This window comes from Streptomyces sp. NPDC057474, from assembly GCF_042802555.1.
Classification (GTDB): Bacteria; Actinomycetota; Actinomycetes; order Streptomycetales; family Streptomycetaceae; genus Streptomyces.
The window spans coordinates 1-11012 of sequence record NZ_JBHVDX010000280.1 but is presented as its reverse complement, the minus strand read 5'-3'; the positions used below and the strand labels follow the sequence as shown (position 1 = coordinate 11012).

9 protein-coding genes are annotated in these 11012 nt (G+C 70.8%); 7 read left to right on the top strand and 2 right to left on the bottom strand.

Annotation, left to right across the window (positions count from 1 at the left end):
• Positions 1 to 239 precede the first annotated feature (239 nt).
• Both ACFU53_RS42605 and ACFU53_RS42600 read right to left on the bottom strand, forming a co-directional pair.
• The gene (locus ACFU53_RS42605) at positions 240 to 1910 is read right to left on the bottom strand and encodes a hypothetical protein (protein WP_384005156.1); all 1671 of its coding nucleotides are present in this window, start codon (positions 1908 to 1910) and stop codon (positions 240 to 242) included.
• A gap of 358 nt (positions 1911 to 2268) precedes the next feature.
• The gene (locus ACFU53_RS42600) at positions 2269 to 4467 is read right to left on the bottom strand and encodes an elongation factor G-like protein EF-G2 (RefSeq protein WP_384005155.1); all 2199 of its coding nucleotides are present in this window, start codon (positions 4465 to 4467) and stop codon (positions 2269 to 2271) included.
• A 274-nt stretch (positions 4468 to 4741) separates the two neighbouring features.
• Between ACFU53_RS42600 and pgsA the strand changes: the two genes are divergently transcribed.
• From pgsA to ACFU53_RS42565, 7 genes are all read left to right on the top strand, one after another.
• Entirely contained in the window at positions 4742 to 5473 is a 732-nt protein-coding gene (gene pgsA, locus ACFU53_RS42595) for a phosphatidylinositol phosphate synthase (protein WP_384005154.1), read from the top strand.
• The gene (locus tag ACFU53_RS42590) at positions 5470 to 6459 is read left to right on the top strand and encodes a phosphatidylinositol mannoside acyltransferase (RefSeq protein WP_384005153.1); all 990 of its coding nucleotides are present in this window, start codon (positions 5470 to 5472) and stop codon (positions 6457 to 6459) included. Before pgsA ends, ACFU53_RS42590 begins: the two co-directional genes overlap by 4 nt.
• Positions 6456 to 7616, top strand: coding sequence for a glycosyltransferase family 4 protein (locus ACFU53_RS42585; RefSeq protein WP_384005152.1), 1161 nt, complete (start codon positions 6456 to 6458; stop codon positions 7614 to 7616). The genes ACFU53_RS42590 and ACFU53_RS42585 overlap by 4 nt, the downstream gene beginning before the upstream one ends.
• A gap of 187 nt (positions 7617 to 7803) precedes the next feature.
• On the top strand, positions 7804 to 8349 hold the full coding sequence (locus ACFU53_RS42580; RefSeq protein WP_384005151.1) for a hypothetical protein: 546 nt from the start codon (positions 7804 to 7806) through the stop codon (positions 8347 to 8349).
• Between the two features lie 280 nt (positions 8350 to 8629).
• Positions 8630 to 9547, top strand: coding sequence for a pyridoxal 5'-phosphate synthase lyase subunit PdxS (gene pdxS / locus ACFU53_RS42575; protein WP_384005150.1), 918 nt, complete (start codon positions 8630 to 8632; stop codon positions 9545 to 9547).
• Between the two features lie 6 nt (positions 9548 to 9553).
• Entirely contained in the window at positions 9554 to 10162 is a 609-nt protein-coding gene (gene pdxT / locus ACFU53_RS42570) for a pyridoxal 5'-phosphate synthase glutaminase subunit PdxT (protein WP_384005149.1), read from the top strand.
• Between the two features lie 48 nt (positions 10163 to 10210).
• Positions 10211 to 10963, top strand: coding sequence for a YebC/PmpR family DNA-binding transcriptional regulator (locus tag ACFU53_RS42565; RefSeq protein ID WP_384005148.1), 753 nt, complete (start codon positions 10211 to 10213; stop codon positions 10961 to 10963).
• Positions 10964 to 11012: the final 49 nt, after the last annotated feature.

Sequence of the window (11012 nt, the reverse complement as noted above, 5' to 3'; positions counted from 1 at the left end):
TGCACCACGCGGAGCACCGGCGTGGCGGCGCGCAGCGCGTCGTCCGCCATGAAGCGGTGCCGCCACGGCTGGGCGGCCCAGGCGTGCCGCAGGCCCTGCGGGCCGAAAAGCGAAGCGGGGCGCAGCCCCAGCTTCGCTCTTCAGGGGCGCGGGGAACTGCGCGAGCAACCACACACCACCCGCACCCGACAACGGCCCCCAACCCCCACGCACCCTCTCCTGCCGAGCGAGCGCAGTGCTCACGCGTCGTAGAGGTCGGCCTTCCGCGGTGTCGGGTCCTGCACCGCCCCGCTGAGGAACCCGGCCCGCGAGCCGAACTTCTCGGTGTCCACGCCGTTTTCCTTCAGGACCTTGATGGCGGCGTTGTGCACCACGCGGAGCACCGGCGTGGCGGCGCGCAGCGCGTCGTCCGCCATGAAGCGGTGCCGCCACGGCTGGGCGGCCCAGGCGTGCCGCAGGCCGAACGGCTCAGGCAGGCCCATGGACCCACCGAGCCAGTTGAGCAGCGGCGGATACCACGTCAGCGGGGCGCGCGCGGCGAGCCGTACGACCTCGTCCGCGTCGACGAGCGGGAGCTTCACCTTGCGGGTCTCCCAGAACCTCAGCGACTTCTGGACTTCCTTCTCCTTGGCCGCCGGGCCGGTCGTGAACAGTCCGTGCACCGGGCCCAGGGCGTGCCCGGTCACCTCGATGCGGAGTGTCTGGTGCAGCACGGTGACCGTGACCATCATGGTGATGATCAACTGGCCGTCCCAGAGCGTCCACTGGACACCCAGGTAGTGCCGGTTGCCGCTGCCGAAGTGCTGCTTGTTGCAGATCTCCTGTATCGCGTGGTTCTTGTACTGGTACGCGTCCACGTCGGTGCTGTCGGGCCGGGCCACCGCGTCGGCGCCCTCGCCGATGGGGCTGACCACCCAGTGCTTGATGGACGGCGCCGTGAAACCACCGGTGTTGAGGGGGGTGCGCTCCAGCATGCGCAGCTGGTCGTGGATGGCGCGTATGACGTCCCAGCTGCGGAACGGGTGGATCTCCTTGCCGGAGTCGGCCGGCACGAGGTCCTCGGCGAGCTGCCAGGCGCCCCAGCGGGTGCCCATGCCCAGGATTCCCTTGGGGCCGGCGTAGAACACGTGGTTGGAGCGCTGTTCGGCGCTGAGCCGGGCGAGCTCCTGGCGCAGCTGCTCGGCCTTGGTCTCGTTGGGGCTGCCGGGCACGGCCTCGGGGATCTTGGCGCCGATGCCACCGCCGGCCAGCAGGCCGGACCAGCGGTCCCGCAGGTCATTGGCGGCGCGCTCGCAGATCTGCTTGGCCCAGAACCAGCCGACCACGGGCAGCACGACGCACGCGCGCGCGTACCAGGCCCAGATGCCGTCGAACGGCATCTTGAGCAGGAAGATCACGGCGAGGGCGCCCACGGCGACCAGCAGCGTGGTGCCGAGTGCGCCGGCCCGCTTGTCACGCTTGGCGACCGTCGTGCGGATCTGGAAGACCAGCAGCCAGAGGAGCAGTCCGGGCAGGAAGAGCAGGCCGCACAGGACCATCACCGCCGAGAGCCAGTTGTCGCGCTCCCTGCGGATGTTGTTCGCGGCCAGGCAGTGCTCGACGACGACCTGCGGCTCCATGCCGAAGGACTGGATGAGCGGCTTGCGGCCCGCGCCGACCATCCGGTCCCGCACCGCCAGGGAGAACGCCTCCCCGAGGTTCGGCCGGAAGATCGTCGCCCACTTGCGGCCCGGTTTGACCGTGGACTTGTGCCAATCGTTGTTGGTCTTGAGGATCTCCGCGATCTCGTTGTCCCGGTAGGCCGCGGACGCCAGGGCGTACGTCGCCGCGGTCTGGCCCGCGGTGCCCATCAGCGGCACCTGTGCCCCGGGAGTGAAATCGAAATTGTCCGCCACCGCCGCCGCCCCCATCGCCGCATACTCGCTCCTGCGGCTCTTCCCGACTTCCGTGCTCCGCACACCTGTTGATCAGGTCATAACCCGATCTGGGTCTGATCGAGCCACACTTGTCGATCAGGTGATCAGCGTATCCGCAGCCACGGACATCGCGCGGTGCGAAGAACGGACATTCACGTAACCCACCGGCCTTGCACCGTCCTTGGAGCGGCCTCGGACCGTCCTTGGAGCGGCCTCGGACCGTCCTTGGCTCGGCCTTGGACCGTCCTTGGAGCGGCCTCGGACCGGTATTGCTCCCCCGCAGCCTTCGGCGGACGGCCGGAGCCGCCCGCCGACAGGTGGCGGCCAGGACTTTTCCGTCGATCCCGAACCGTCAGTTCTCCTGCGCCTGTTCGCGGACTTTCTCGGCGACATGGGAGGGCATCGGTTCGTGCCGTGTGTACCGGCGGCCGAAGCGCGCGGTGCCGTGGGACAGGGAGCGCAGATCGACGGCGTACCGGTCGATCTCGATCTCCGGCACCTCGGCCCGGACGAGAGTGCGCCCGCCGCCCGCCTGCTCGGTGCCGACCACCCGGCCGCGCCGCCCGGACAGGTCGCTCATCACGGGGCCCACGTACGAGTCGCCGACCAGGACCGACACCTCGGCCACCGGCTCCAGGAGGTGGATCTTCGCGTCCGCCGCGGCCTCGCGCAGCGCCAGCGCGCCCGCCGTCTGGAACGCGGCGTCCGAGGAGTCCACCGAGTGCGCCTTGCCGTCCCGCAGTGTGATCCGTACGTCGATGAGCGGATAGCCGGCCGCGACTCCCTTGGCGGCCTGCGCCCGCACACCCTTCTCGACGGACGGGATGAACTGCCTGGGCACGGCACCGCCGACGACCTTGTCCACGAACTCGATGCCGGAGCCGCCGGGCAGTGGCTCCACCTCGATCTCACAGATCGCGTACTGCCCGTGCCCGCCGGACTGCTTCACATGCCGGCCCCGCCCGGCCGACCTGTCGGCGAACGTCTCCCGCAGGGAGACCCTGTGCGGTACGACGTCGACCTGGACGCCGTACCGGCTGCGCAGCCGCTCCAGCGCCACGTCGGCGTGCGCCTCGCCCAGGCACCAGAGGACCACCTGGTGGGTGTCCTGGTTCTGTTCGAGCCGCATGGTCGGGTCCTCGGCGACGAGCCGGGCGAGGCCCTGGGAGAGCTTGTCCTCGTCGGCCTTGCTGTGCGCCTGGATGGCGAGCGGCAGCAGTGGGTCGGGCATCTCCCACGGCTCCATGAGCAGCGGGTCGTCCTTGGCCGAAAGCGTGTCCCCGGTCTCCGCGCGGTTCAGCTTCGCCACACACGCCAGGTCGCCCGCGATGCAGTGCGTGAGCGTGCGCTGCTGCTTCCCGAACGGCGTGGACAGGGCGCCGATCCGCTCGTCGACGTCGTGGTCCTCGTGCCCCCGGTCGGCGAGACCGTGCCCGGAGACGTGCACCGTCTCGTCGGGGTGCAGGGTCCCGGAGAAGACCCGTACCAGCGAGATACGGCCCACATAGGGGTCGCTGGCGGTCTTCACGACCTCGGCGACCAGCGGCCCGTCCGGGTCGCAGGCCGCCTTGATCTCGCGGGGGCTGCCCTCGGGGGTGGTGACCACGGGCGTCTCTCGCTCCAGGGGGGTGGGGAAGCCGCCGGTGACCAGTTCGAGCAGCTCGACCGTGCCGAGCCCCTGCCGGGCGCCGTCGGCCGCGGGGGCGGCGGCCAGCACGGGGTGGAAGACCCCGCGGGCGACGGCCCGCTCCAGGTCGTCGATGAGGGTCTTGACGTCGATCTCCTCGCCGCCGAGGTAGCGGTCCATGAGGGTCTCGTCCTCGCTCTCGGCGATGATCCCCTCGATGAGCCGGTTGCGGGCCTCATCGATCGCCGGCAACTGCTCGGGACCCGGCTCGGACTCCTTGCGCTCGCCGGAGGAGTAGTCGAACAGCTTCTGCGACAGCAGCCCGGTCAGCCCGGTCACGGGCGCGTGTCCGTCCGGACCCTGCGGGCCGTGCAGCGGCAGATAGAGGGGCAGTACGGCGTCGGGGTCGTCCCCGCCGAACGTCTCCGCGCAGACCCTGGTCATCTCGTCGAAGTCCGCCCGCGCGGCCTCCAGATGCGTGATCACGATCGCCCGCGGCATGCCGACCGCCGCGCACTCCTCCCACACCATGCGGGTCGAGCCGTCGACGCCGTCCGACGCCGAGACGACGAAAAGGGCCGCGTCCGCCGCTCGCAGACCGGCCCTGAGTTCCCCGACGAAGTCGGCGTATCCGGGGGTGTCCAGCAGATTGATCTTGTACCCGCCCCATTCGACGGGGACGAGGGAGAGCTGCACCGAGCGTTGCTGCCGGTGTTCGATCTCGTCGTAGTCGGAGACGGTGCCGCCGTCCTCCACGCGGCCCGCCCGGTTCACCGCTCCCGCCGTCAGCGCGAGAGCCTCCACCAGAGTCGTCTTGCCCGAACCGGAGTGGCCGACCAGCACCACATTCCGTACGGACGCGGGGTGGTCGGCCGCCGTAGCCCTGCCGGCGGCTCCGGGGTGTGCGTTCGCCTTGTCGCCCATGATCCTGCCTCCCGTGCACGGTGAGGTCACTGTGGGCGCGGACATGCGGATCCGCGTGCGGTGGCGGCTCCGATGACGCCCGCGGTGTCTTCGAGCTTTGCACTCGCGTCACTGTGCGTCCATACGAGGGACGCGATCGCTCCTCGCGGCCCAGGCCGGCCCGGTACGGCCGCTTCGCGATCCGGCCGCGCCACCAGCGCCATCAGGACAAGACGCGGTGGGCTGGTGCCCGGCGGTCGCACACCCGCGCGCGTGGCTACGATGGGCCAGCCGGATGGCCAGCAGGGGCCACGCGGCGACACCGACCCTCGGGAAGGCCATGCTGAACAAGTACGCGCGTGCATTCTTCACGCGTGTCCTCACACCGTTCGCCGCGTTTCTGATCCGCAGGGGCGTCAGCCCCGACACGGTCACGCTCCTCGGCACCGCCGGAGTGATCGCGGGCGCGCTGGTCTTCTACCCCCGGGGCGAGTTCTTCTGGGGCACGATCGTCATCACGCTGTTCGTGTTCTCGGACCTCGTCGACGGCAACATGGCCCGCCAGATGGGCCGCTCCAGCCGCTGGGGCGCCTTCCTCGACTCCACGCTCGACCGTGTCGCCGACGGCGCGATCTTCGGCGGCTTCGCCCTCTGGTACGCGGGCCAGGGCGACGACATCGCCCTGTGCGCCGTCTCGATCTTCTGTCTGGCGAGCGGCCAGGTGGTGTCGTACACCAAGGCCCGCGGCGAGTCGATCGGCCTGCCGGTGGCCGTCAACGGCCTGGTGGAGCGTGCCGAGCGCCTGGTGATCTCGCTGGTCGCGGCCGGGCTCTCGGGCCTGCACGCGTTCGGGGTGCCCGGCATCGACGTCCTGCTGCCCATCGCCCTGTGGATCGTCGCCGTCGGCAGCCTCGTCACGCTGATCCAGCGTGTCGTCACCGTCCGCCGCGAGTCCGCCGAGGCGGAAGCGGAGGCGGCCGCCCAGGAGGCGCCGGACTCCACCCGCAACAGCGAGGCGACGCCGTGAGCGCTCTGCGGGAGCGTCTGACCGACGGGCTGTACGGGCTCGGCTGGGGCACCGTCAAGATGCTCCCGGAGCCCGTCGCCGTACGCCTCGGCCGGACGATCGCCGACGCCACCTGGAAGCGGCGCGGCCCCCTCGTACGCCGCCTTGAGGCCAACTACGCGCGCGTGGTGCCCGATGCGAGCCCCGAGCGCCTCGCCGAGCTGTCCCGCGCGGGCATGCGCTCCTACCTGCGCTACTGGATGGAGTCGTTCCGTCTCCCCGCCTGGAGCGAGGAGCGCATCAGGACCGGCTTCGACTGCAAGGACCTGCACCACCTCACCGACGGCCTCGCCTCCGGCCGGGGCGTCGTACTCGCGCTGCCGCACCTGGCCAACTGGGACCTCGCCGGCGCCTGGGCCACCACCGAGCTGAAGACCCCGTTCACGACGGTCGCCGAACGCCTCAAGCCCGAGACGCTCTACGACCGCTTCGTCGCCTACCGCGAGGGCCTCGGCATGGAGGTCCTTCCGCACAACGGCGGCTCCGCCTTCGGCACCCTCGCGCGGCGGCTGCGCGACGGCGGCCTGGTCTGCCTGGTCGCCGACCGCGACCTGTCCGCGTCCGGCGTCGAGGTCGAGTTCTTCGGCGAGCCGACCCGTATGCCCGCCGGACCGGCTCTCCTCGCCCAGCAGACCGGCGCGCTGCTGCTGGCGGTGACGCTCTGGTACGACGACTCGCCCGTCATGCGGGGACGCGTGCACCCCCCGATCGAGGCACCCGAGACAGGTACCCGCGCCGAGAAGACGTCTGTCATGACACAGGCGCTGGCAGACGCCTTCGCCACCGGCATCGCCGACCACCCGGAGGATTGGCACATGCTCCAGCGCTTGTGGCTCGCGGACCTGGACCCCGCGAAGAGCCCCGACGGCCCCGCGACTCCCGCGACGGGTTCCGCGCCGGGTTCCGCGTCGGGTTCCGCGTCGGGTTCCGAGAAGGGGCGCCCGTGAGGATCGGGATCGTCTGCCCGTACTCCTGGGACGTGCCCGGCGGAGTCCAGTTCCACATCCGCGACCTGGCCGACCACCTCATCCGACTCGGCCACGAGGTGTCGGTGCTCGCGCCCGCCGACGACGACACGCCGCTGCCGCCGTTCGTCGTCTCCGCGGGCCGCGCAGTACCCGTCCCCTACAACGGCTCGGTGGCCCGCCTGAACTTCGGCTTCCTGTCGGCGGCCCGGGTACGGCGCTGGCTGCACGACGGCACGTTCGACGTGATCCACATCCATGAGCCGGCTTCCCCGTCGCTCGGCCTGCTGGCCTGCTGGGCCGCGCAGGGTCCGATCGTCGCCACCTTCCACACCTCCAACCCGCGCTCCAGAGCGATGATCGCGGCGTACCCGATCCTCCAGCCCGCGCTGGAGAAGATCAGCGCGCGGATCGCGGTGAGCGAGTACGCCCGCCGCACCCTCGTCGAGCACCTGGGCGGCGACGCGGTCGTCATCCCGAACGGCGTCGACGTCGACTTCTTCGCCCGCGCCAAGCCCAACCCCGACTGGCAGGGCGACACCCTCGGCTTCGTCGGCCGTATCGACGAACCCCGCAAGGGCCTGCCGGTGCTGATGAAGGCCCTCCCGAAGATCCTCGCCGAGCGCCCCCGGACCCGGCTGCTGGTCGCCGGCCGAGGGGACGAGGAGGAGGCGGTCGAGACGCTGCCCGAGGAACTGCGCTCCCGCGTCGAGTTCCTCGGCATGGTCAGCGACGAGGACAAGGCCCGCTTCCTGCGCAGCGTCGACCTCTACGTCGCCCCCAACACCGGTGGCGAGAGCTTCGGCATCATCCTCGTCGAGGCCATGTCCGGCGGCGCCCCCGTCCTGGCCTCCGACCTCGACGCCTTCGCCCAGGTCCTCGACCAGGGCACAGCGGGGGAGCTCTTCGCCAACGAGGACGCGGACGCCCTCGCGACAGCCGCCGTACGCCTCCTCGGCGACCCGGCCCGCCGCGCCGAACTCCGCGCACGGGGCAGCGCCCACGTCCGCCGCTTCGACTGGTCGACCGTCGGCTCCGACATCCTCGGCGTCTACGAGACGGTCACGGAGGGCGCGGCATCGGTGGCGGCGGACGAACGGACCGGACTACGGGCGCGGTTGGGGCTGGCTCGGGACTGACGGGGTGGTGGCTCGGGGCTGGTGAGGCCATGACTCGCTGATGTGGCGGTGGCCCGGGTCGGCGGGGTGGAGCCTCGGCTGCCGGGCCGGGGCCTCGATCTGACAGGACGTTGGTGAGCCGCCCCGCCGGACGGCCGGGCTCGGGCGCGTCGAGTGGCTGAGGCAGGCACCGGTAGCCTTGCCGCCCGTGACTTCGACACTCATCTGGATCGCGGTCGTCCTCTTCGCGATCGGTCTCTACCTGAGCTGGACCGCGGGACGCCTCGACCGACTGCACGCACGCATCGACGCAGCCCGCGCCGCGCTCGACGCGCAGTTGCTGCGCCGCGCGTCGGTCGCCCAGGAACTGGCCACCTCCGGGGTGCTGGACCCGGCCGCCTCGATCGTCCTCTACGAGGCGGCGCACGCGGCCCGGCAGGCCGAGGAGGAACAGCGCGAGGTCGCCGAGAGCGAGTTGAGCCAGGCGCTGCGGGCCGTGTTCGCTGACGCGCAGCAGGTGGAGGTGGTGCGCGAGGCGCCGGGGGGTGAGGACGCCGCGAACGAGCTGGCCCAGGCCGTCCGCCGGGTCCCCATGGCCCGCCGCTTCCACAACGACGCCGTACGCGCGGCCCGCGCCCTCCGCCGCCACCGCACGGTCCGCTGGTTCCGTCTCGCCGGCCACGCCCCGTTCCCGATGGCCTTCGAGATGGACGACGAGCCCCCGACAGCCCTGGCGGAAAGAGCAACCACGTAACCCCCGGCCCTCCAAGGGGCGCGGGGAACTGCGCGACAGGTCCCCACGCACCCGCAGCCGAAGCATCCACCCCTCGGGGTCGAAGGGGCAGCGCCCCTGGAAGGGGAAGGGACGGGTAGGGGGCGGCGGAGGAGGGGCGGCGGGGGCGAAAAAGCCCTGCTCGGCCAAGACCTAGCCGGAAAACGAGCCACCGCCTCCCCATTGGCCCTTGCAGTGGCCTGTTCCCGTCGCGTTTCCTCGGTGATTGCAGAAACCCTCTTCCCCGAGCGAGGTCAAACCCGTGTCGAGCACGCTCTCCAACGCCACCGCCCAGACCCCCGAGACCGGCACCGCCCGCGTGAAGCGCGGCATGGCCGAACAGCTCAAGGGCGGTGTGATCATGGACGTCGTCACCCCGGAGCAGGCCAAGATCGCCGAGGACGCGGGCGCGGTCGCGGTCATGGCCCTGGAGCGGGTCCCCGCCGACATCCGCAAGGACGGCGGCGTGGCCCGGATGTCCGACCCGGACATGATCGAGGGCATCATCGAGGCCGTCTCCATCCCGGTCATGGCCAAGTCCCGCATCGGCCACTTCGTCGAGGCCCAGGTCCTGCAGTCCCTCGGCGTCGACTACATCGACGAGTCCGAGGTCCTCACCCCGGCCGACGAGGTCAACCACTCCGACAAGTGGGCCTTCACGACCCCCTTCGTCTGCGGCGCCACCAACCTCGGCGAGGCCCTGCGCCGCATAGCCGAGGGCGCCGCCATGATCCGCTCCAAGGGCGAGGCCGGCACCGGCAACGTCGTCGAGGCCGTCCGCCACCTGCGTCAGATCAAGAACGAGATCGCCAAGCTGCGCGGCTACGACAACAACGAGCTGTACGCCGCCGCCAAGGAGCTGCGCGCCCCGTACGAGATCGTCAAGGAGGTCGCCGAACTCGGCAAGCTCCCGGTCGTCCTGTTCTCCGCCGGCGGTGTGGCCACCCCCGCCGACGCCGCGCTGATGCGCCAGCTCGGCGCCGAGGGCGTCTTCGTCGGCTCCGGCATCTTCAAGTCCGGCGACCCGGCCAAGCGTGCCGCCGCCATCGTGAAGGCCACCACCTTCTACGACGACCCGAAGATCATCGCGGACGCCTCCCGCAACCTGGGCGAGGCCATGGTCGGCATCAACTGCGACACCCTCCCCGAAGCCGAGCGCTACGCGAACCGGGGCTGGTAAGCACCCATGAGCGACACCCCCGTCGTAGGCGTCCTGGCCCTTCAGGGCGACGTACGGGAGCACCTCGTCGCCCTGGCCGCGGCCGACGCCGTGGCCAGGCCGGTGCGGCGCCCCGAGGAACTCGCCGAGGTGGACGGCCTCGTCATCCCCGGCGGCGAGTCCACCACCATCTCCAAGCTGGCCGTCCTCTTCGGCGTGATGGAGCCCCTACGCGCGCGCGTGCGCGAGAGCATGCCCGTGTACGGCACCTGCGCCGGCCTGATCATGCTCGCCGACAAGATCCTCGACCCGCGCTCGGGCCAGGAGACCATCGGCGGCATCGACATGATCGTGCGCCGCAACGCCTTCGGCCGCCAGAACGAGTCCTTCGAGGCGGCGGTCGACGTGACGGGCGTCGAGGGCGATCCTGTGGAAGGCGTCTTCATCCGCGCCCCCTGGGTCGAGTCCGTGGGCGCCGAGACAGAGGTGCTGGCCGAGCACGAGGGGCACATCGTCGCCGTACGCCAGGGCAACGCCCTCGCCACGTCGTTCCACCCGGAGCTGACCGGCGACCACCGGCTGCACGCCCTGTTCGTCGAGATGGTGCGCGCGAACCGGGCGGCGGAGTCCTTGTAGGATCTCTCGGGTTCGTACGGAGTTGGGTTACGCGAAGGAGACAGGCAGATGTCCGGCCACTCTAAATGGGCTACGACGAAGCACAAGAAGGCCGTGATCGACGCCAAACGCGGCAAGCTCTTCGCGAAGCTGATCAAGAACATCGAGGTCGCGGCCCGGATGGGCGGCATCGACATCGAGGGCAACCCGACTCTCTACGACGCCATCCAGAAGGCAAAGAAGCAGTCGGTCCCGAACAAGAACATCGACTCCGCGGTCAAGCGCGGCGGCGGTCTGGAGGCCGGTGGCGCCGACTACGAGACGATCATGTACGAGGGCTACGGTCCGAACGGTGTCGCGGTGCTCATCGAGTGCCTCACCGACAACCGCAACCGAGCCGCCTCCGACGTCCGCGTCGCCATGACCCGCAACGGCGGCTCGATGGCCGACCCGGGCTCCGTCTCGTACCTCTTCAACCGCAAGGGCGTCGTGATCGTCCCCAAGGGCGAGCTGTCCGAGGACGACGTCCTCGAGGTCGTGCTCGACGCGGGTGCCGAGGAGGTCAACGACCTGGGCGAGGCCTTCGAGGTGCTCAGCGAGGCCACCGACATGGTCGGGGTCCGTACCTCCCTCCAGGAGGCCGGGATCGACTACGACTCCGCCGAGGCCAACTTCGTCCCGACCATGCAGGTCGAGCTGGACGAGGAGGGCGCCAGGAAGATCTTCAAGCTGATCGACGCCCTCGAGGACAGCGACGACGTCCAGAACGTCTTCGCCAACTTCGACGTGAGCGACGACGTCATGGCCAAGGTCGACGCGTAGCGCTCCGCGAGTACGGCGGGTCCGGCGGGCCGGTAGGACACGTCCTACC